This is a genomic window from Paenibacillus amylolyticus (genome assembly GCF_036894225.1).
GTDB lineage: Bacteria > Bacillota > Bacilli > Paenibacillales > Paenibacillaceae > Paenibacillus > Paenibacillus amylolyticus.
Genome location: NZ_CP145892.1, coordinates 4,341,097 through 4,363,594 on the forward strand (window position 1 = coordinate 4,341,097; position 22,498 = coordinate 4,363,594).

A 22,498-nucleotide genomic window follows, 5' to 3' on the forward strand; every position below is an offset into this window, starting at 1 on the left:
TGGTATAAGACAACTGTGAACATCCTATGAACAATTATAGCGAATTTCGTCACAAAACTGCGGCGGTTTTATGAAAATTATGTGTCCTCACATTACCTTTTTTTCATTTTTTTGGCTGGCTCTGATTGTGCGAGGGTAATCAGGTTGTTGACTTCCTCTTTGGTCAGATGACGTGTCAGACCACGTTTCAGGTTTTGTAGCAAAATACCACCAAACGAAATCCGTTTCAGGCGGGTTACCGGATGGTTGATTGCCTCGAACATACGTCTAACCTGACGGTTACGTCCTTCATAGATCGTAATGGAAATGACCGACTCATTAGCCGCTGTATCCACATCTTTGTACTCTACCTCTGCAGGAGCAGTCATGCCGTCATCCAGCATAATGCCTGTCTTTAATTTCTCCAAAGCTGTACCATGTGGCACACCTTTAACCGTTGCATGATACGTTTTGGGTACGTGATGCTTAGGATGCGTCAGCAAATGTGCAAACTCACCATCATTGGTAAGGATCAATAAGCCCTCTGTGTCATAATCCAGACGACCTACAGGATATACGCGTTCCTTGACACCTTTCAGGTAGTCGGATACAATTTTCCGACCTTCCGGGTCAGATGCACTTGTGATTACGCCTTTTGGCTTGTTTAACATCAAGTACACTTTTTTCTCACTACGGATCGGTTTTCCATTAACCGTAATCATATCCTCTTCGGGGTTCGCTTTTGTACCCAGTTCGGTTACGACCTCCCCGTTAACTTCTACTTTGCCGGACAGGATTAGTTCCTCGCTCTTGCGGCGGGATGCAATGCCTGCCTGTGCGATAATTTTTTGTAATCTTTCCATGTTTGTCATGTCACCTCACACTAATGATACCCATCACGCAAGGAAATCACAAGGATAATCCATGGATTTTGTAAACTGGAGACACGAATATCCATTTCTGGCTACCTTCCTCCCCCAGATTGCCGCAAAAAAAAGCCTACCTTTACACGACCTGTTGAACACAGATGGCGTAAAGATAAGCCTTTTCCTCAAATCATTTAATTGGAAACTTTGCCGGCAACTGCAACCTGTTTTTTGGCAGGTGTGGTACTCTCTTTAATGAAAGTCTGCAATGTCTTGGAAGTAATATAATAGGTACGTCCACCGTACACAAATGTCATCATACCAATGACCCGGTTGTTCTGATCCAGAACAGGGCCACCTGAATTACCTTGGGCCATGGATTTCACAATACTGCCAATTCCCTTTTTACCTGGAACGTCCAAAGCTTGGGAACTAAACACTCTGCTTTTGGCTATCGTATTGAAGGTAGAAGGAAAATCTTCATCCAGGATGACAAGATCACCAGCAGGATTTTTGGGGAATCCAATCGTATAGACAACCTGGTTATCCCTTGCATTTGCAAATGCGACCGGTTGGGCGTCTATTTCCTTGTCCAGCTTCAGCAGTGCCATGTCTGTGACCGGATCTGTCTTAATAATCTTCGCCTTTACAGGCTTGCTAAGGGAACCCGGACTTGCAACAGTCAGTGTACCTTCATCACCATCAGACAGTTCAGCAAAACTCTGAACGACATGATAATTCGTGAGCACTTCATCCTTCGAGATCAATATTGAGGTACCAACATCATAATATACCATATCGGGTTCATCCTGCTTGACCAAACGTACATTCACGACTGGAAAAGAATCCGCTGTGACTGCCATTTGTGCACGCAGCTGTTTATCGAAGTAACCTGTAAAATGTATCGTCTGAACGGCTTGAGCTGCCGCCAGCCCCGTTGACCCTGCGAGCATTGCAATAGCAAGCACGCCTGACATTCCGACACGGAGCATTCGTTTCCAACTCTTCTGCATGTCTCACTCTCCTCCGCTATTATTCTAGCATATCTAATATATCGGAAGGAAAGGAGATATCTTTTAACCAAAAACGAGCAAACAAATGGCGAGGGCAGCAATAAAACCAACGACATCGGAAAACAACCCTACTTTGAGTGCATATCGACCGTTCCGTATGCCTACAGCCCCAAAATAGACAGTCAGCACATATAACGTGGTGTCTGTACTCCCCTGAATCGTAGATGCCATACGTCCAATCATGGAGTCAGGGCCATGGGTTTTGATTAGATCGGTTGTAAACGCCAGAGAGCCTGTCCCCGTTAAAGGACGCAGTATTCCGAGTGGCAACACTTCGCCTGGAACACCCATCCAGGACACCAGCGGAGCAAACAGACTAATCACAAAATCCAGTGCACCCGAGGCACGAAATACGCTGATTGCGACCATCATGCCCACGAGATGTGGAATAATACTGATTGCAGTGGAGAAACCATCCTTGGCCCCATCAACAAAGGATTCGTAAACCGGGACCTTTTTGGTAAACGCATATAATGGAACAAACGCGATAATAACCGGGATGGCCCAGACGGAAATCCAGTTGATGAAGGTTAACAAAGGTGCTCATCCTTTCATGCCGGGATTGCCACTTTTCTGTATGCGCGGCGGTTTGTGTAAAGCCCTGTTTCGATACCAGCGATCGGCGATTATAGCAGCAAGTGTAGCGATAATGGTAGCCATCAATGTTGTTCCCACAATCTCTGTTGCATTGGCGGAATGATAGTTTAAGCGGATGGCGATCAGCGTTGTCGGAATAATGGTAATGCTAGCCGTATTCAGAGCCAGTAAGGTGCACATCGCAGGAGAAGCGGTTTGTTTGTCCGGATTAAGCTCCTGCAGCTGTTGCATGGCTTTGATTCCCATCGGTGTAGCCGCATTTCCTAGTCCCAGCAAATTGGCACTCATATTGGAGAGAATATAACCCATCGCCGGATGATTTTTGGGCACATCGGGGAACAGGAAGCCCACAACCGGACCGAGCAGCTTGGCAATCCGAGCCAGGAGACCCGCATCTTCAGCCATTTTCATCATGCCCATCCAGAACACAAGCACACTAATCAGTCCAAAACAGACCGTGACTCCCGTTGCCGCCCCATCAAAAGCGGCTTGCGTGACCACTTCGATATTGCCGTTGACGGCTGCAAAAACAAATCCGATTAAAATCATGAGCAGCCAAATTAGATTAATCATGGATTATATCCTCCCTTCAATGGCGATTTAGCTAAGGAGACAACAGGTGGCTTAACACGGCACGCCATGCAGTTGCCCAGGAAGAGACATCACCGATTCCACCCAGCGTTGCATCTTCTGTCTTCGGTTCAGGAGGAATATAACTGCCTTTGCGATACACGGGAATTGAGCCCACAAGTTTGCCGTCAAGTTGCATATCAATGCGACCTGCCAATCCAAACGAAGGATCTGTCGATTGTTCCTTGCCTTCCGTTTCCGACTGTCCTCTATTTTCGTGTAGTATCAATTTCTTGGTCAATGAGCCTTCTTCACTTTTAGCCAGTGGGTACCAGAATCCCCGGCCCGTAACGACATCTGTATTTTGCACAGGCTGTTCTTGCTTGGCGACCTCTACTAACGGGAAGTACTCAAAACCGAAATCTAGCATCCGAGCATGATCGTTCCAATCGTTTCCGTCGTTCAGCGTTACTGCGGCGAGCTGCTGTCCGTTACGTGTAGCGGAACTGACCAAACATCTGAAAGCTTTTTTTGTGTAGCCGGTTTTCACTCCATCCGCACCTTCATACATCCGCAACATTTTATTTTTATTGTGCCAAGAGTATTCCCAGCTTTCATTGGGGTTCGGTGCGGATTTGTCCTCCGTGGCTACGATGCGTTTGAACACCGGATTGTGCAATGCATATGCCGTTAATCGTGCCAAGTCGTTAGCTGTTGAATAGTGACCTTCTGCATCCAGTCCATGAGGGTTCATAAAATGAGAATGCGTCAGACCGATTTGCTCCGCCTTTTTGTTCATTAACAGGACAAAGCCTTCTTCCGATCCACCGACATGTTCTGCGATCGCAGAGGCCGCGTCATTGCCTGAACGGAGCATGAGCCCGTACAACATGTTTTCAAGTGTCATCTCTTCACCTAACTTGAGATAGAGAGAAGATCCTTCTTTGGCAAAAGCCGAGGGAGACACTTTCACTTTATCATCCAGCTTGCTGTGTTCGATCGCTACGATCGCTGTCATGATTTTGGTCAAGCTGGCAATTCGCAGTTCTTTATCCCCATCCTTGCTGTATAAGATCCTGCCTGATGTGACATCAATGAGAGCAGCGCTTTGCGCATGTGTAGACGGACCTTGAATCGTTGCCTGGGCTTGAGTTGCCCCTAATGAAGACAGCAAGAAGACAGGGATAAGCATGCATGCAATGACTTTCGTTATTTTTCGCATCAATTCATTCCTCCGGGTCACTTGGAATCTTGTACTATCTTATGTCCGGACAACTTGGAGTATGTCCCATAGGGCAAAAACAGCAAAAATCCCTCACGCTTGGATGCGGGAGGGACGTTATGTATGAGACATTATATAAGATATGAAGTGCTTAGACGACAATCAAGCCTGATCCTTTTTATCCAGCATTTTAGCTACTTTTCGCATAATTCTAGAGACTCTCATCTGGCTAATGTCTTCCATATCTGCGGTCTGGGTTTGATTAAACCCTTCAACACGATGCTTCAGTACAGTCACTTCTTTCTCACTAAGCTTGCGCTTGACCGAATCAATAACCGCATCAACGTATAACTTGTCCAAAATATCTTCTTCAATATTCTCCCCGCTATAGATGGTATCCATCAACGTCACGGATTGAGTTTGTTGATCATCAGCACCTACAGGCTCATCCAGGTATTTCACACCTTTACCCACTTGAAGTGCTTTATTGATCTTCTCTTCTTCCTCATCAAGCAACAATGCGATTTCATGTGCTGGTGGGAGGTAGCCCATATCGTGCTCAAGTCGATTGATTCGGTTAATTAATTCCGTAGCTGTGCGAGTTGGACGAATAATGCTTGCACTATCTCTCAGAAAACATCTGATTTCTCTGACAATCGCAGTAACACTAAACGAACTGAATTTTACGCCACGCCCCGTATCAAATGCTTTAACCGCTTTGATGAATCCCAGACGGCCCAGTTGAAGAATATCATCCTTCTCCACACAATGATTCTTAATAATCATTTCGGGCTTTCCAATATACTTATGAACAGAATGCCAAATCAAGTTCTCATTGACCAAAATACAATCCCCGAGGAAATGCTCATCGAGCTTACAACGTTCAATATTTTCTACGTCATCCATTGTGTAATACTTCTTGTCTGCCTGCAAATTCGTGCTAATATGTTCTGGAAATTTTCCCATTTGGATCTCCCTATGTAAAATTGATAAACGAATCTTATAGTATTCAAATTCTATTGTTAAATGATGTTTATTGACCTTTTTTGATTATTCCAAGCATCTTGTTATGATGCTCCTGCACTTGATTGTAGTACCAGGAGCGAGCCTTTCCCTTAGCTACATTGCCTTCTCCCTGATTGTACGCAATAATTGCCGTACGAAGATTTCCGTCGTACTTATCCATAAGATATTCCAAGTATATAATGCTTGTCCTGATATTCGTTTCAGGCTGATGTAGCTCCTGTTTACTCACTCCAAACGATTTCGCTGTGCTAGGAAGAATCTGAAGTAAACCAATCGCTCCATGGGATGATACACTTTCCTCTAACATCCGGCTCTCTTGCCACATCATAGCCAGAATCCAGACGGAATCGATATCCGTATCCTTCGAATATTGAACTACCCACCTCACATACTTCAGCAGCTTTGTCCGGCTCACTGTTTTCTCATGGTGGAGTTCTATATACTGTTCAAGCATATCCGTCATTTGTATGTGCGCAGGAGCAACCGATTTAACTTGTTTTTGTTGTTTCTGTTGTTTTCCCTGCTTTTCTTGCTTCTCTTGTTTTTCTTGCTTCATTGGTTTTACTGGCTGTACCTGCTCTGCTTCCGTTGCTTGGTATTGTGAAGCTAATACCACCACCGCAACAACAATACCTATTAATCTTTCTAAAGTGAGCAACAGATTCGCCCACCTCCTTACCGAAAGCCTCTATATTATAGAAGGAATAATCTCATACATACGTTAGGATTGGTCTTGTTCACTTGGCTGATATACAATGATTGCTGCAAATTCCAACGTGTTACTGGATGGATCAACGGTGGAGGTAAACTCCAGTCCGGTAACGAACGTGTGTGGTTTGGATAACATCCATGCGTTGATTAATTTTTCCACACCTGTAGCGCTAGCGGACACAAACGTTTTTACAGCTAAATCCGAGGCGTAGTTTAACACCTTCATTGCTCTTCACCAGATGAGTCTTGTTCCTCTTCCTTTTTCTCTTCAATGAGTTGATTAAACTCCTCTTCGGTCAGTTCATGTATCTCCAATTCGTAAGCACTTGTCAGAATGTACCCCATACCATCCGTTAAATGAACGTTATAAAATGTTTGTGGTTCTTCATGGAAGGTACCCTCTTCGTAGTTGAATCCAATAACGGCTTTTTCGTAACCAGCTACACGACCAGCAAACCATACGTTGGCTTTTGTTGTTGCGCCGGTTGGCGTCTGGATTTCATGCATATTGGTCGGCGCGTGGATATACTTTCCAATCATACTGGCAACGATTTCTTCCGTTAATTTATCATCTTTTGCTTTGATCATATGTGTCATCGAATTATTCCTCCATTAAGTTAAGGTTTAGCGAATATTCTTGCCCTTACATTCTCTATACGTCATATCGGAGCGACAGTTAAATTGGAGGCGCAGATGATGTACTTGTTCCGCTGCTTAGGACCATATAGTTCGTCCGCATATGGTGTACAGCCACGTCCAGATCAGCCATTCGTTTGGAGACAAAATCTTCGATGACAGGCTCCAATGGCCTAAAACCCACACCCAAGATCGGTTTTTTATGTATATAAGCATGATGCATGATCACAATATCAGTAGAGGTCAAATGATCCATATCCAGATTAACCAAGACAGCATCAGCTTGTACCACTACTTTCTCAATGATCAAGGCATACTCCCTGTTGCTTAAATCAGAAGCTGTCGAAGAATCATGACTTGCCCAAGCGATATCCGAATACCCCTCTAGACGTTCCACAGAAAATCCTAAAACCACCACACTAAGCATCCTTGTTCCGCCTTTCTTTCTGTACTAATCTCTCTATACGACATAAAAAAGCACCCAGTTAAGGGTGCTCTCTCTGTTCTATGTATGTTACTGAATCTATCTTCATCAAACTTAGGCTATTAATTGCCACTTATGACTACAAAGCTTCGTATTTCTCACGAATCGCTTTCCATAACTGGGATATACGGGCCTTGGATACACCTAGCATTCCTGCAATCTCTACAAATTCATACCCCGAAGTCCGAAGCTTAAAGATTTGTTTCTCACGTTCGTTCAGCCTCATATTTTCCATAATATCTGTTACAAACTCAAAATTCTCATAAGCAAACCCCGCATGACCAAGCGCTAATGCGATGTCTGAGCTTTCCGATTCATCGCCACCACCCTGATCCGTGCACATGATCTGTACAGCATTAACCACACTGAGATTTTTCTCAGACATACACTTGCGGTACATGTCCTTAATTTTATTTTCGATAAGATGATCAACAAACGTCGACATTTTGGCCTTTTCTGCATCATACTTGTCCAGGGAGTTAACTAATTTGATCATAATCTCCTGGGTCACATCTTCTTTCTCCATCCCGGCAAATGTTTTACCTCTAAGCTTGTGACGACACTTCTCCTGAGCTTTGTTCAGGAACATGTCTATATCCCCAATCTCAAATAAATCATCAAAACCCATAGCAGTTGTAGCAGACATTATTCATTTCCCCCATTAACTATTTAATTATCAGTAATCGTATTCTTTCTTCACAATCTAGTCGTTATCCAGCATGATCTTACTCTACATTCCCGCTTTTGCTCCCGAAATCTCATATACCATATGTAGTCTTGTTACACACAATTGAAGCTAATGAGCCTAATTACACACAAACAATCAAGAAATCTCCCTTTGATCCGCCTCCCCATTCCCATCCTATTACATTCAGAATAACAAATACGAACTAATGTTCGCAACATTTATTTATTTCGTTCGCTTATCTGCCTTTTACTGACTATATACGAAGTATACGGTGAAAGGTAAAGCAGCATTTTTTACAAACAAAAAGACCAACACAGAGCGCACCACTGGAAAATACCAAAATGGTGGAATGTGTCGGTCTTGGTCTGACATCTATTTCGTCCCAATTACCGAAGATATGGCCTTCAAGTTCTTTAACAAGGTTATAGGCTTCGTCAAGATTATTAATCTATTCGATCGCCATAAGGGTAGTATAAGGAAATATGTAGGATATTGTCAACAACAAAATTAGTTCCTAAGAACCTGTCCAGTATTCAAACGTTAGTTAATAGATCTTAAGGCATGTTAATCTCATCATTTTTCAGCAGCACTTCAACATCCTTGTTCATCTTGAAGACTGTAATCTGCTCTGCAAAATCATGACCAAAAAATGTTGTTTCGATGTCTTCGATCTTCAGACCCATGTTGATATAGGAGAAAACGGGGTTGAAATCTTCTCTCATCATATGTGCTAGCTTCATCTTGTATTCGGCGAAAATTTGACTTGAGTGTGATTGCATATGTTCCAGCATGAATGCTTCAGGCTTGGTGAATTTTGCTGTAAACTTTAAGATGATAAAATGATTCATGATAGAGACTCTGGTATCTACCGGCCCGCGCTCAGTAAAATCTTTTCTTATTCTGGATGCCAACTTTGCGAGCTCTCTTTCCAAGTCTTTTATCTCAATGTCCCATCCCTCCTTGCCAATCATCCTGACCCCTTCTACTGCCCCTGAACATATGAATTCAACCTAGTTTAATCAAAACTGCTTGTACAAGACAAGTTTCAATGGATGCATTAAATCAAGTCACTATCAACTTTTCATGAAAAAGGAATAGACCCCAGAACTAGGCTTGGGGTATATCACTTTATTAACTATATTTTATAATTATTCAAATAAACTAACACTTGGTGCTGAAAAGCTAACATTAGTTAGCTTTTACGCTTAATTTATCATTTCATTGGTAAGCTCTATTTTGAGCAGGCTAAACGCAACCAGATTCAAAACGACATTGGCACCATAGTCTTTTTCGATCAAATCAAATGCTTCTTCCGTAGCTCCAACCAGATCCTCCTTATCCGATGTCATCTCCGTAGTGACAATTTCCTCATCATTCAGTGCAAAGGTCAGCCTGTACAGCATCTGTATTCCCCTCCTTAGAGGTCAATTCAATATTTCGCACATCGGTAAGATCAATGATATGAACCACATCGTCTGTATCTTCCAACGTGATCGATTTCCCCTCGTTCTTGTGTTTAGTGAATAGTCGGCGATATTCTTGCTTAACCTCATCCCCAGTTAACGGGATTTCGCGTACGACCTTATCCGAATCTTTCTCTTTCTGTTGTAATCTAGGATTATCTTCTATCCAGTTCACCGTTTTTTTCTTCCCACTTCCCTTGAAATAGAAATGAGCAGTAAGTTCAATATTCATCGTATACTACCTCCCGGAATAATTACGTTCTCATACTACTTTCTCTATACGTCTTGACCAGTTAAATGTTAATGCTAATCTTCAATGCAGATATGGGATACACAAACTATTTCGTTGTTAAAAGAAAAAAAGGACAGCATATGCTATCCTTCCGTATTAGTATTTCTTAACCGCTATACGATTGCCGTATGAGTCATATATATATTGGAAGTTAGTTTGAACAGGTGTTGTTCCCAACCTGGTGATGGACTTGGCCACCAATCTTCCCTCATCATCATACTGATAGATGACATCAACCAAAGTAGGAAGCTGCACGAAGTCTAGACCATCATATCGATATATCTCACCAATCGAAATGACCAAGAAGGAATCATCCTGTGCATAACCTTCTGGAGAAGCCGGCATGGTAAGTACAGGTTCTCTAACAAGCTGCTCGGTGTAGTTGTCTGTAACGACTTGTCGAATAACTCTTCCCTGATTGTCAAAAGCAAAATATGTAACCACATCCGTATAATCTACCAAATCGCTGATCGATTCCCACGGATCAATGACATTCAGGCGTTTTCGTTCACCCCAAGTCATGCTCACATGGGTTTCTCCATCGCTGATCATATCGGCACTGTGTGTGTCAGGATGTGTGTAATGATTGGCCTCAAGCTCGATGTTGGACAACTTTTCACGTTCGTTCAGAGTCATGATAACGTTATGACTTCCATCTGTTAACATATCAGCACTGTGTGTATCAGGATGGCTATAGATCACCGTTTTGGCACCATTAAGATTAATCACTCCATTCTCAGGATGGTTCGAAACTCGATCACCACCCACCTTTACATATTTCCCACCGATGTATGTATAGGTCGTTGATTCATTTTGATTGCTTGAGTCTTGGCGTACCAAATACAATCTTCCTGCTTCACCTACGGTTGGAAGTTCTGTTTTGAGTCTGACCGAGACCACGTTCCCTACTGACACTGCGTCCAATCTGCTATCAAGTGAGGCATAAGAATCCCTGGCTTGTTTAACTTCACGTTCTACTTTGGCAGCTTTGCTGTATGAAACAATATCCATGTGGTGGTCCTCCTCTCACCTTGTAGTCAAACCAACGACCTCAATATCGAAGTTGGCCACATCTGTACCCAGATTTTTTAACGACAAGTGAAGTGTTGAAGTCCCATCTACGTCCTCATATGGCAAATCGATCATATCGTAAATCCCTTCCATAAAATTTCCCGTCGAGTATTGGGCATTGTTGAAATAGAGAACCTCTGGATGTGGACCCGCACTGTTCAAAACATGAACTTCCACATTCGTCTCTCTGGACGGAATGACCCTAATCGTTTTGATCATGAATCGAGGATGTTCCATGGGAATATCAATCATTGCCTTCGCCCCACCGCCAACATACTCTACTCTTTGGGCAAACGATACCGGCAATAGCACTTTTCTCATCTCCTCCATCAGTTTCCATGTCCTGTTCAAGAGCCTTCCCTCCTTCTAGGAATATGTGTATCCGGATACCGTCGTGGACGAAGATGACTATCAGATGTGTTGCCACTTCCGCTGTAGGACCAATCCCCCCACGTTTTCCCCACTAACCCAGCCTGCTGGACAGGAATCTTGACCTTAATACACCAATCGAGCCCCGCATAATTTTGTTTCACTTTGAGGCCTCTTATGGTATCACGAATTAAACCTACTCCACTGGACTGGGTCAAAAATTTATGCTTGAGTATCATATTTTTTTCATCAGGAACTCCCACTCTGGTTCGTGGCCCATAAATATATTTATCCGTAACGTATCCAATCAATTGATCATTATGGTTGTCCAGCATCCTCCATGTACCCCAACGGTAGATGTCAATTAATTCAGCCGTAGTGGATAACGTTCCTAATGAATAGACTATTTCCTTACCTTCAATGGTTAACGGAACAGCATCAAGATCGTATCCAATGCCATGGAGAACTGCCGCCTTACTCTGGGTATAGAGAGAACCGCTCTCGGCGGTCCCTACAACTTTCCCTTGATGTATAGTCATGTCCATCACCACCTTAATTCATCAGGACAGCAACCGTAGCGCCTGATAAGAAGCTCTGTCCACCAATCGACAGCGAGTATACCTTATATGTTTTAGTGCCCACTTTGATCTCATCTCCATGGGAAACTCCGGCAGAAGGTACCGCATAAATATCAATAAGTTCGCCTCTAGGGCCTTCCACACCATTACACATAATAACTGGAGCAAGATGATAAAGAGACCCCCACCCTGGATTAACAGGAAGCATGGCAGAGTAAGCATCATAAATGTTATTCACCATCTGTTTATCTTTATCACGCAACGTCCGGATACCGTTATCCCCGTTGTAGCTGAGGCCAACACTCAAACTCGAGGAATCCGTCTCTGTGGCATACCTGTTCAGAATTCCGAAGTAACCCAGATTGGATATACCGGTAACCGAGTTCACATCCCCCTGCAAATAAATAATAATACGGTTTGGTTGTACTGAAACTTGGTAATCGATTAATAGATTCGTATCAACGGCACTTGTATGACATAGGAAGTCCTTATTCACTTCGGCTCTGCCCAAAGGAATACTACCATCTGTTGCCATCACATCTTCAGCCACACTCACGGTCAATTTGTTTCCCGTAGTTCCCTTCGTGTTTCCAACCTCAAGTCTAAAAAACAGTTTATCTGAACCTGTTGTGCCCACCGATTTCAGCACGATTACACTCGCTGTCTCGTAAAAAATGGACCAGGGAGATCCCGCAATCGTTTTAAAGCCTTGAACAATATTTGCGAATAATTCATTCATCTTAACTTTGCCTGTGAAATTAGCCATTCCTCATAAACACCTCCTATATTTGGAAAAGTAACGCTCTTTGTCCACCACCAAGCAGTCTGGCACCATGGAAGAACTTCGGCCTTGAATACACAGGAGCTAGGTTCGAATTGTAGTAATAACGTCCATAGTCTGTATTCGGATAATCCTGATCTACGACATGAAAGACGTAATACTTGCCATCATTGCCAAGATCGAGGATCGATCCGTCCGGGTGCTGCGCACTGTTTTTAAATACAATGGAACGCATACCCTTGAATTCACCCCTAGCTCCTTCAGATGGATGATAGACCATGAAAGGCGTAACATAGTATCTTGAACCTACACCTGGAGAAGGGATGGACTCTGTCCCAAAATTGTACAGTGCGTACTCCGTTCCATTCCGTGAAGTCATAACGACACCTCTCGGCGTATCATGATCTGATGTGTTGTTATCCGAAGCAGATAAAGGCATATGTGGGAAAACGCCATAAAATTTATTGGCAATCGCCGGGTCTTCTTGCTCTAATGGCTCGCATTTACCTAGGAATATTCGTACTGGGTAAGCTCGTTCCGGGTAGTTCAGACTCTCTCCATGGATAAACAGAATATCCTCATTCGTTATTACAGACCACTTATAGTTCACATTGTACTGCACGTTATGACACAAGAATGGCGTTTCCGTCATGAATTTATCCGTGTCCACTGGCGAATTTACGAATAGATCTGGTGATGCCAAATTGCTTCCCAGGTTCTTCAGTCCCCAGCGAATGTTGACTCCCCTGGCGTGTGCAATCACACACATGGTAAATCGCATGGATGTATTTTTTTTATTGGTAAGCAGCGCATTTCCCCAGTTGGCATAAGTCGTTTCGGCCGTATGTATGGTATCCCAGTAAGGATCGAGTGCATCTTTCAATGTGTTAACAAGCGTTGAAGTAAATAAGCTTAGCGTACTGGTAAACTCGTGTCTGCGAATCATGGTCATGCACTACACCTCCTTCTCGATCTCGAATAGCAGCACCCGTTGTCCGCCACCGAGAAGTAACGCTGAATCGAAGAAGTAGGGTTGACCATTGTAGTAAGCTCCATTAGTTGCAAAAAATCCCTGATGAGTTGCCGGATGCTGCTGAACATTCACATGGAATACATAATAGCGCTCATCCCCCAGGTCAAGAATTGAACCATCCGGGTACATACTCGAATTTCTTAGTACGGCAGTACGTATACCGAAGAACTCTCCCCTTACTCCTTCCGTTCCATGCCAGACATAAAAAGGAGAGATAAAGTACCTTCCACCTAAACCCGGAGAAGGAACTTGAGAACTCGTTGAGAAATGATATAACGCATTACTTGTACCATTTCTTGATGTCCTCACGTAGCCTCTGCCTGTATTATGCTTCAATTCAACACCAGCAATATTCATCCCAACTGGATAATGACCAAAAATTCCCACAAAGTCATTTGCCACAAGTGGATCTTCTTCCTCAAAAGGCTTCATTCTGCCAAGATATAATCTAACAGGATAGGCTGCATCGCCAATGTAATTTTGTGCCTCACCAAATAAATAGATGTAATTAAAATTAGTGAATAGAGTCCACTTCCAGTAAACATTAGGAGCATTAGATAAATTTGAATACGCTTCGTTAATACAAGTATTCAGAGGAATTTCGGTTACAGCTCCTACATTGGTATAAAGATCAGGTTTCACAATCGAACCATTATTTCTCAAACCTGTTCTAAGCATATAACTCCTAGTGCAATCTCTGCTGTAATTGGGTGTATAAAACCTAGAAACATTCATACTAATTGTGAAGAACATACTTGGATCTTTTATATTTTGAGCCGTAAGAGTGCCCAGATTTGCATCACTCCTACTAGGATGAGTCCAACTCCTTGGAATTGAATATTCATTAGATGGTTCATAAGTCCAGTTCCAATGTATATCCCCATATAAATCTTGACTAACTGTTTTGTAAAGCTCTGCAATCAAATTAGAAGAATAAGAATAAAACTCATAGCGACGCAGGGCACCTAACAAAATATTTTCAGCCAACTATCCCACCTCCTTAAGCACCAAATCGGATTTTCATTTCGTGAAAGATGTTCTCTTTAAGTACGGTTAACAAGACTGTTTTCACCATGTCACTTCTCTCTGTTATGAAATTCTCTTGATAAGACTGCTCTTTGTCCCCAGCTCCATCCTCTGTCTCCACACCACTAGCAGCCTCATGAATTTCAGGTAGCCCTTTAAGTGAAGGCAGAAACTTATGAGCCACATTATCAAACAGAATATTGCTTTCAAAAGCAAAGATTAGAATTTCAATTTCCTCTGTACTGAATGGCTCTAAGTGATTGCCCACTAATTTATCCATGATGGTATGTAGTGCAAACTTCACATCCTGCACGGTCCTCGTCACGTCAAATCACAACCTTTCTAATTTTTACTTGTTTGATGTTACCGCTAGCATCATATTCAAATCCCTTCTGAACTCCTTGGCCATCATAGATCAAGGTCTCAGTCTTAACGGTACCGTCTGCATTGTAAGTAAACGATGTTTTCTTCAATAGCTGTGGAGTCAATTCTAATGAGAACACTTCTTCTGACTCAATGTCACCATTAGAGAAGTAGTTATATATGACATCCAGCTCAAGTGTACTTCCTTCAAGAAAGACAAGTCTCCTCCGGATGTCCGTGTCATCGAAGGTAGCACCTCCTTGAAGCACATAATACTCTGCACCATTGTTGATTTCGCGCAGTACTCTACCCGTAATGTCACGCTGATACTCAATGGACTTGATCTGTCCGTTACTCTCAGTAACCTCCTGTCGTTCCAGATTTCCATCCGGGCTATAGAAGTGCTCAATGGTGCGGTTGATCCCTCCATCAATCTTCTCCGTATGCACTTTTCCATCTGGATAATAGGTATATTCGGTTACCGAAGTGGTGTTAATAATTGACCCACGACCAATGACAGTTACTCGGGCTTCTTTGGGCACATCAAAAGTAAACCGTATAAGCGTATCATTATATTCAATGTAATCGTCTCCTGCATCCATGCGTATTCCATCCAGAAATACCTCTGCAGAATTTGAACCAATCACATATCTGGGCACTTGAAAATCTCTAGTCGTCGACAACCTGCTGTTAGGAGCAGAAGTGAAATGGAATACGGATTGATGCTCCATAGTGCCTCGACTCTCAGCGAGTTCAAGACGACTCTGCATGTTGTCGAGTCTGTCCTTGAGAGCATCATAGACGACTCCATTTTTGTCTTCTCTTGAAACCACAACTTCTTTAGCAGTTGCTTCTAATTGGGCTTCCATCGCTTTGATCGCCGTATGATGTGTAACAATTGTTGTGGTTTGCTCACCAACGGTTTTTTCCAGATCATCTACACGAATTCCCAATGCTGACATGTCATTTTCAACAGATCCCTTTGTTAAGAAATACCTGAAATCCAAAGCCGTGAGTGAAGTTGTTGGAGAAACTCCAACATCGAGTCCACCAATGATCATGGCATCCTTGGGCTCTTCTTGATCTGAACTGTAAGAGTACTGCCCATTTTCATGAAGAAAAATATAATATGTCGTATTTGCCACAATGTCTGGAATGCTGAATGTCTGGGTAAATTGATCTACAATAACCTTGTTGATACTGGCTCGTCCTGCATTAATCGTAACTTGGACACTGTTATTTGCATCTAGGTACGTGGGGTTGGTAACACTGAGATCCTGAATGGGTTGCTTCGCTACAACTTCAATCGCTTTCTCCAACGTGTCAAATCGATGATCTATGGATGCCTCTGCTCCACGTGCTTCTTTTATCTCCGTCTCCGCAAGACTCAATCTCTTCTCATGGTCATCCTGACTCTTGGAAATGGTATTGACATCTGCTCTTGCCGTCAGAATATCCTGCTGAACATCATCCAATCGTGAGCTGTTTGAAGTAACCTTAGTCTCGACATCGCCTAATCTCTGCTCATGATCTTTTACTGCATCTCGGCTATCGTGTGCAGATTCTTCTACGAGTGTGATTCGGTCACCTAGACTGAGCGCAGACCCTCTGGCTTCTTCCAACTCTGCAAGATAGGAATCAATCTCATCATGCGTACGGACCCCAATATCACTTAATTCCTTATGACTCTTGGCGGATGATCGATGAGACTGGTTAATTCTTACTGACATTTGACCACCTCCATTCATGCCTTACATGATCTATACGTAATTACTCCAATACGATTAAGTCATATGTATGTCGAATACATCTGTAGCGAAAATTTGACCTGGGAAGCATACCTGTCTTGAGATTCTTCCCTTTCCATTCGCAGCCAGAATGGATAGGACGCTCCTGGTAGAATGGTAAACGCGGTGATCGAGTAGCTGAAAGACCCAGGAATGCCTTCAACATCAGGCGCAATCTGCACTTTATCCGTCCCGTTTGTGAGCGCAAAGGTTACATTTTTAAAGTCTCCTGAAATCATGGGGTTCTTGGCAAACATTCGAACTTCTTGTGTAGCAGAACCACCTGCCGTTAAATAGCCTAGAAACCGATCCGTGTTGGGATAGAGAAGCACATCGAAATCTTCTCCTGTTTCAGGATTTGATTCTTTGTAATATAAATCTGGTGTAACCTCAAAATACATTAGGTCTCCCCTGTATAACTTTATAGAATCCATGGCCTGAAACCGATTTCCATCCGGAAGCCTAATCCCAAAATTGCCCTCAAACGGATATGAATATGGATCCATGTTAAAATGTACAACCGTTTCTTCAGATCGGCATACCCTGGACTCAAGCACAACACCATTCTGATCGATTAGATCAACCACAGTTCCTTTGGTTAGATTGTCTACGGTAATAGATGTTCCTTTGTTGATTCGAATATACTGAATATGCATGGGGTGATCCCCTTCACCCTTCAGATAAAGACCAATTTTAGGGACTCCCACCAGTTCTACAGAACCAATGATGTTCCAAATCACCCCATCATCCGACCAATACGCCGTATAATAGTTATAATCTCGAATCAAACGTATCCACGGGTAAGTCTTAAGCAAAGGCTTTGGCAAGGACATATCCAAAAACTCTTCAATCTCCATGTAGTTATGTTCATCTACAAACACGATAACTCCACCGTAACATCCCTCTGTATCGGGATTGTAACTGTTCTTCACATCCATGACGAATTGCTTCATATCTGTCAAAGGTTTATAGAACATATACAGCGGATCTTGACCATGTTTGAGCACCAGGCTGCCACTACCCGCTTCATAGCGAGTAGCATCGTTAGGGAGTACTTCCCATTTGGAATCCAGGTTGGAGCTTACGAACGCATCCTCATAAATCCTGCCTGACTCTTTCAACCTCACAACACCCATACAGAACCTCCTTTCTTTACGTGAATAGCCAGATACGTTTACCGATCACACACATCTTGGGCCTTGCTTTCCAAACTTCCAGCAAACATTTAATAAGCGCTTCAACACACTTATCTCCACCACCACCTTCGCAGTAAGGAATGACATAGACGTCATCACATATCCAGTTGGTCAGCTCCATCCAGTCCAGATTAGCATATTCGTAACTACGCGTACCCACTTCCTGAAGTGACGTGAACACCCATTTGAATTCATGTTTGCCTTTGGGCACTGGATGTGAAAATGTATAGTATCCACCCTCTTGGGTGAATGTTTTGATCAGCTCATCGTCAATGAAGAAATCGAGCTGACAATCAAATGGCTCAGGTACCCACACCCATCTTTCGTAGGCTTTGAAGTCATGCACCCGGAAGGTGGTTAGATATCGTTTTCCTGTCCAATCGCTGATTTGCCCCTTCTGATCTATTGTAATCTCCACCTTATACTTGCTATAAGGCTTGGGAGCCAGATTATTCAGTTCGAAGCCACGATACCCATCCCCGTAATACTTTTCATCCCATAACACTTTTCCATCCTCGCGGGTAATTTTTACGCGCATATTACTGTTATCGCAGCCGCCCATCCAGATTGGTTTGTTATTCCAAACTTCAAAGTGAGTCACCTCAGCCCAGGATGGATCTAATTTGCTAATATCGTCAAGTTGCATCGATCCGCCCCAGATCATCGCTCCATCTCCCGGGCAGCCCTGTTCAAATCGAATGCGAACCTCATAACTTTTCTTCTGATCTGATGTATTTTCTACCTCAATAGAAATGATTTGGTCATCTTCATTTGTGAATGGTCGAGTATCAATTACTTGGCCTTCTTCAAGAGTTTCGATGACAATTTTCGTTCCGGAACAAGCTCTACTTGTATTTTTATATAAACGAATTACATCGAGCCAGGCATGACTTCCACCATCTGGCGCAGTCGTAACTGGTCCGGGCGGATTCCATGAGTCTTCACTTGGATGTGGAGACTCTCCTTCTCCATACAGTAATCCCTGAGCGTCTCCGCAGAAAGCATCCCATGTCTCTAAAAAGCTACCTCCGCTGAGAGTGAATCCACCAGCATCCAATCCAGAAGCCGTAGTTTCACCCCTTTTTTTATGAAGGGTGTACTCAATTCGATAGGTATGACCAGGTGTTAAAGTTTTAAAGCTGTCTGTAAATTTTCTAGGCTCTCCGTTTAATAAATTATAAGTGGCACTTCCCGCTTGCATATCTAGTGTTAAATCCCATATTACTGCTTGTACTTTCGTTTCATAATCATAATCGGGATACCCAATCAAACTATTTTCATTTTTACTGTAAGGGTCTTCAGTATGTATCTGCAAATTACCAATAGTCGCATGATAGCGGACATTTTGCTTGTTTTGATCATTATCTGGATAGGTATCCGTAACTCCAATACTTACTGTATACCTACCTGGTCGGGGTACATTAATTACATCAGATTGATAGGATGCTGCCGATTTTTCCCAAAATTCATTGGTGAAACTGTCATAATCAACAGTGGTACTATTGTATCCTCTGTTGTTATTCTCTTCATGGATTAGCTTTTTTTGTTTTGACTGACCTTCAGGATAGAAATATACTCTAAGTTTAGCTCTTGGGTTCTTGTCTACAAGGTAACTAATAAATTTATAGTTAAGTCTGAATTTTCCTTCACAATGAAAAGAAATTTCTATTTTTTTCGTGTATTTACTATCAAAATCAGAATTATTATCTCCTGGCTCTGTACCTTTAACGTTTATAGAACAATAAGATGTTCCCAAAAATTTAGGATATCTTACTCCTGAACTTGGAATGATAGTTGGAATAATTTTTCTTAGACCTTGAACTTTTTTATTTTTCACCGGATAAACGGTAATTTGCTCATTGTATAAGATACTTCCAGTAGGTGGAGCTTTAAAATACCGTGTGACTGTCTTACCTTCATCCAGCACTTTAATACCCTGCATACCATTATCACTATAAATTAATCCATCGTTCTTCCATCCCCACTGGCTAGACTGTGCTGAGTTTCCGTCATATGGGACTTGCCCATATTGAATTTTGTGAGTTTGAGTACCTGCTGGAAAACAGCTTTGTCCAAAAGGATCGGTGACTACATCTCTTATTTGCTCATTTGCTGTACCATCTCCACCGGTATTTCCAGAGCCTCCGGAGCCTCCTGAACTTCTCGCACTAGGAGTATATGCCTTCCCATCCTGGTATATCCAGCGGAATATATGATTACCAGCAGGGAGGGGATACATACAATCTGTACCTTTATCACCGTTGGATTGACTTCCTGTCCATACGCTGATGCCATCTATTTGTAGTTCCAACTTCTCCCCCGTATCAAAGTCGCCACCATACTGCCAGCATATATATCCAGAGTTATTCATTGAAGCTGTAAATTCACAAATAAAATTTTGGTTATGTCCCTGCGCCCACATTACACCATCTCCAACCGGGATTGGATCAGGGGGATTGTCAGGGTTATATTGCGGAGGTTTGATATCTTTCCATTTCCAACCACCAATAAATTTCAAAGACGGTTTATACACATCCTTTTTATTAAATAATTCTCCAAATATTTCGATGTCTCTTGAAGTCCCTTTATCTGGGTCATAATTGGAATCCATTGCAGGATAGATTCGCATGTGCTCTTTAATTTTTAATTTGGCACCAGGATTGAGCTCTGCGCTGTATGTAATTGTATCTCCATTTGTTTGTGTAGATGCTCCAGCATCGGTTACATCCCATCCACGTGTCACATCAACATATGAACCTAGCGGTGACGTTGTACGGTATGTATTACCCGTGTTATTACCATAGGTGAACAAATGATTCTTCTGATACTTAAATGGCTCCTCTGTCAATCTATCTTGAATATGAAACTCTATGATGTTGTGTCCAGCCTCTAATGGAATACGCACTAGTTCCCTGGCACTTTGCATGGACGTATAATGTACTAACATTCCGTTAACTTTTACTTCAAAAGCTTCAGTAGGTCTAAGCAAATGCGCGTAACTGAATACAAACCACCCCTCATGATCTAATATCACCTCTGTCTGTGCTATCATATTCCCTTCCGTTGGTTCATCCAAACGTAAAATATCTTCTTTACGGATCCATCTCGGATTTCCCGACATTAACCATTGATATTTTCCAATTCCTTGTCCATAGTGAAACGGTTCCCAATGATCAATCTCTCGCGGAGGACAAGTTACTTCGAGCGAACCTCTCAAGTCCACGGTCGTATCCGGCCCTGCAACAATTTCATATTCGATTTTAGCCTGGTTAGTCTCCGTTTCTGAATATTCCCCATTCAGTCTCCACTCCACACCATGCACTGATGTAGCATAACTGCCATGATCTCCATCCCCGCGCTGAGTGCGTTCAAGCATTTTATCATCAAAAAACAACTGATAATCATGATCGGGATACGGCTCTTCATCCACCCCCATCTTGTAAGCAAATGAAACCGTTCCATCACATTCGTTATCCAGATCCATCGTCATGGTTTTCTTACGCAAATCATCCGTAATGAACTGTCCTTTAAAATGGGCCTGTGCCACACTTTGCGGTGATCTTACAACCCAGTTTCCATACTCATATACGTCCTCACCATCCAGATCGTAATCTTTCGGAGCAGGCGGCTTACGTGTATCCACAATCTCAACGACTTCAACATCCTTAATATAGATGCCATTGTTCTGCCATACTTCAGGTCTCATTTTGCGAATTAACCAGTCGAACTTGTACATCTGTCCTGGCTGCAACGTAAAAGCCGCTTCCTGCCATCCGCTATTCTCGCTCCATTCGCCCCCAACTTGCTGCCCATTAATATAGAACAGCATGCCATTACCGCGCTTGGCACTAGCCAGGTACTTGAACCTGATCTGTCCATAACGCTTCACACGCCAGTTAAATGTGATTTTGGATGAGTTGCCAATCTCCAGAAGCCCTAAATCCAGTTTTAAGATCATCTCTGATCCAGATTGTTCATTTCGGCCTACGGAGTGGACAGCTACCCATTCCTGATCCTCCGTCGATGATACATATCTGAAGAAATCAGGGAATTTATTCGAGAACGGGACGTCCTTTTTCATTGAAAAGAGTGGAATCTCATATACGGTTGCATCAAAATGATTAAAGTAATTCCCACTAAAATGATGGTAGTAGGGTGCCGGACAAACGGGCAATGATACACCATGATGACTACCGCCAGGCTTCTGAGCATTTTCAAGAATCTTGTGAATACAATCTTTAATCATCTGCAGTACTCGCTGATATTGTGTTTTATCTGGAGGCTGCTGCTGTTCTACCCACCATTCAATCCTGCGATACATATTCCACAGTGCTTCACGGCATCGTACACTCGCATACCACGACTTATCTTTCAGATATTGCTCAATGATTTGATCAATACTATTTTCCAGTGCATCCAATTGAACCGTCTGCCATCGTCCTATCTGACCGTAACCTGGATCACCCAGAATAGGATTATTTTCTTCACCATGCCGGTCCGTTTCACTCCTCGGTGCATTGGGACTCTGCGGTAAATACGCAGGGTTATTGGGGTTGCCGTAACTTTCGTCCGCAATCTTCGCTCTCATATTGGCGAACAATACACCTTTCTGTGACTTGGAGAACAAACCAAATGTATGACCCATACCAATCACCTCCCAATCTCTCTATACGACAAAAAGAGCACC

24 protein-coding genes are annotated in these 22,498 nt (G+C 42.8%); all 24 read right to left on the reverse strand.

The features are described 5' to 3' along the window. Positions 1 to 92 precede the first annotated feature (92 nt). The 24 genes from V6668_RS19230 to V6668_RS19345 all read right to left on the reverse strand — a co-directional run bounded on the left by V6668_RS19230 (position 93) and on the right by V6668_RS19345 (position 22,456). Positions 93 to 842 carry a pseudouridine synthase gene (locus V6668_RS19230; protein ID WP_036607741.1) on the reverse strand — a complete coding sequence of 250 codons (750 nt, stop codon included), beginning with the start codon at positions 840 to 842 and terminating at the stop codon, positions 93 to 95. 197 nt (positions 843 to 1,039) lie between these two features. After that, complete coding sequence (locus V6668_RS19235; protein ID WP_036607743.1) at positions 1,040 to 1,858, reverse strand: S1 family peptidase; 819 nt, start codon at positions 1,856 to 1,858, stop codon at positions 1,040 to 1,042. A 63-nt stretch (positions 1,859 to 1,921) separates the two neighbouring features. Beyond that, entirely contained in the window at positions 1,922 to 2,455 is a 534-nt protein-coding gene (locus V6668_RS19240) for a spore maturation protein (protein WP_017687658.1), read from the reverse strand. A gap of 6 nt (positions 2,456 to 2,461) precedes the next feature. Further along, a complete protein-coding gene (locus V6668_RS19245; protein WP_036607746.1) occupies positions 2,462 to 3,088 on the reverse strand; it encodes a nucleoside recognition domain-containing protein in 627 nt (208 codons plus the stop codon). A gap of 31 nt (positions 3,089 to 3,119) precedes the next feature. Further along, entirely contained in the window at positions 3,120 to 4,307 is a 1,188-nt protein-coding gene (locus V6668_RS19250; protein WP_338706457.1) for a D-alanyl-D-alanine carboxypeptidase family protein, read from the reverse strand. Between the two features lie 162 nt (positions 4,308 to 4,469). Next, positions 4,470 to 5,273, reverse strand: a complete 804-nt coding sequence (locus tag V6668_RS19255; RefSeq protein ID WP_253501438.1) for a sigma-70 family RNA polymerase sigma factor — start codon at positions 5,271 to 5,273, stop codon at positions 4,470 to 4,472. Between the two features lie 67 nt (positions 5,274 to 5,340). Beyond that, a complete protein-coding gene (locus V6668_RS19260; RefSeq protein ID WP_338706458.1) occupies positions 5,341 to 5,991 on the reverse strand; it encodes a lytic transglycosylase domain-containing protein in 651 nt (216 codons plus the stop codon). 63 nt (positions 5,992 to 6,054) lie between these two features. Continuing rightward, the gene (locus tag V6668_RS19265) at positions 6,055 to 6,270 is read right to left on the reverse strand and encodes a hypothetical protein (protein ID WP_338706459.1); all 216 of its coding nucleotides are present in this window, start codon (positions 6,268 to 6,270) and stop codon (positions 6,055 to 6,057) included. After that, entirely contained in the window at positions 6,267 to 6,641 is a 375-nt protein-coding gene (locus V6668_RS19270) for a hypothetical protein (RefSeq protein WP_338706460.1), read from the reverse strand. Before V6668_RS19270 ends, V6668_RS19265 begins: the two co-directional genes overlap by 4 nt. A gap of 79 nt (positions 6,642 to 6,720) precedes the next feature. Next, the gene (locus V6668_RS19275; protein ID WP_338706461.1) at positions 6,721 to 7,107 is read right to left on the reverse strand and encodes a hypothetical protein; all 387 of its coding nucleotides are present in this window, start codon (positions 7,105 to 7,107) and stop codon (positions 6,721 to 6,723) included. Positions 7,108 to 7,243: 136 nt separating this feature from the next. Further along, positions 7,244 to 7,810: a sigma-70 family RNA polymerase sigma factor gene (locus V6668_RS19280; protein ID WP_051447053.1), complete on the reverse strand. Its 567-nt coding sequence runs from the start codon at positions 7,808 to 7,810 to the stop codon at positions 7,244 to 7,246. Between the two features lie 596 nt (positions 7,811 to 8,406). Beyond that, positions 8,407 to 8,823, reverse strand: a complete 417-nt coding sequence (locus V6668_RS19285; RefSeq protein ID WP_036607758.1) for a Na-translocating system protein MpsC family protein — start codon at positions 8,821 to 8,823, stop codon at positions 8,407 to 8,409. Between the two features lie 234 nt (positions 8,824 to 9,057). Beyond that, positions 9,058 to 9,255 carry a hypothetical protein gene (locus V6668_RS19290; RefSeq protein ID WP_036607761.1) on the reverse strand — a complete coding sequence of 66 codons (198 nt, stop codon included), beginning with the start codon at positions 9,253 to 9,255 and terminating at the stop codon, positions 9,058 to 9,060. Beyond that, the gene (locus V6668_RS19295; protein WP_036672275.1) at positions 9,224 to 9,547 is read right to left on the reverse strand and encodes a hypothetical protein; all 324 of its coding nucleotides are present in this window, start codon (positions 9,545 to 9,547) and stop codon (positions 9,224 to 9,226) included. Before V6668_RS19295 ends, V6668_RS19290 begins: the two co-directional genes overlap by 32 nt. Positions 9,548 to 9,703: 156 nt before the next feature. Next, on the reverse strand, positions 9,704 to 10,618 hold the full coding sequence (locus V6668_RS19300; protein ID WP_036672277.1) for a hypothetical protein: 915 nt from the start codon (positions 10,616 to 10,618) through the stop codon (positions 9,704 to 9,706). Between the two features lie 15 nt (positions 10,619 to 10,633). Further along, positions 10,634 to 11,029: a hypothetical protein gene (locus tag V6668_RS19305; protein WP_036672279.1), complete on the reverse strand. Its 396-nt coding sequence runs from the start codon at positions 11,027 to 11,029 to the stop codon at positions 10,634 to 10,636. After that, a complete protein-coding gene (locus V6668_RS19310; RefSeq protein ID WP_076328294.1) occupies positions 11,026 to 11,586 on the reverse strand; it encodes a hypothetical protein in 561 nt (186 codons plus the stop codon). Before V6668_RS19310 ends, V6668_RS19305 begins: the two co-directional genes overlap by 4 nt. Positions 11,587 to 11,599: 13 nt before the next feature. After that, the gene (locus V6668_RS19315; protein WP_036672283.1) at positions 11,600 to 12,391 is read right to left on the reverse strand and encodes a hypothetical protein; all 792 of its coding nucleotides are present in this window, start codon (positions 12,389 to 12,391) and stop codon (positions 11,600 to 11,602) included. Positions 12,392 to 12,407: 16 nt separating this feature from the next. Then, positions 12,408 to 13,358 (reverse strand): hypothetical protein, encoded by a 951-nt coding sequence (locus tag V6668_RS19320; RefSeq protein WP_338706462.1) that lies wholly within the window; start codon positions 13,356 to 13,358, stop codon positions 12,408 to 12,410. Positions 13,359 to 13,361: 3 nt separating this feature from the next. Further along, the gene (locus tag V6668_RS19325) at positions 13,362 to 14,426 is read right to left on the reverse strand and encodes a hypothetical protein (protein WP_143781244.1); all 1,065 of its coding nucleotides are present in this window, start codon (positions 14,424 to 14,426) and stop codon (positions 13,362 to 13,364) included. A gap of 13 nt (positions 14,427 to 14,439) precedes the next feature. After that, positions 14,440 to 14,745: a hypothetical protein gene (locus tag V6668_RS19330; protein WP_179087859.1), complete on the reverse strand. Its 306-nt coding sequence runs from the start codon at positions 14,743 to 14,745 to the stop codon at positions 14,440 to 14,442. A gap of 46 nt (positions 14,746 to 14,791) precedes the next feature. Then, entirely contained in the window at positions 14,792 to 16,558 is a 1,767-nt protein-coding gene (locus V6668_RS19335) for a hypothetical protein (RefSeq protein ID WP_036672288.1), read from the reverse strand. A 59-nt stretch (positions 16,559 to 16,617) separates the two neighbouring features. Next, positions 16,618 to 17,751, reverse strand: a complete 1,134-nt coding sequence (locus V6668_RS19340; protein ID WP_051449829.1) for a hypothetical protein — start codon at positions 17,749 to 17,751, stop codon at positions 16,618 to 16,620. Positions 17,752 to 17,767: 16 nt separating this feature from the next. Then, a complete protein-coding gene (locus tag V6668_RS19345) occupies positions 17,768 to 22,456 on the reverse strand; it encodes a hypothetical protein (RefSeq protein ID WP_076328287.1) in 4,689 nt (1,562 codons plus the stop codon). Between the last annotated feature and the right edge of the window lie 42 nt (positions 22,457 to 22,498).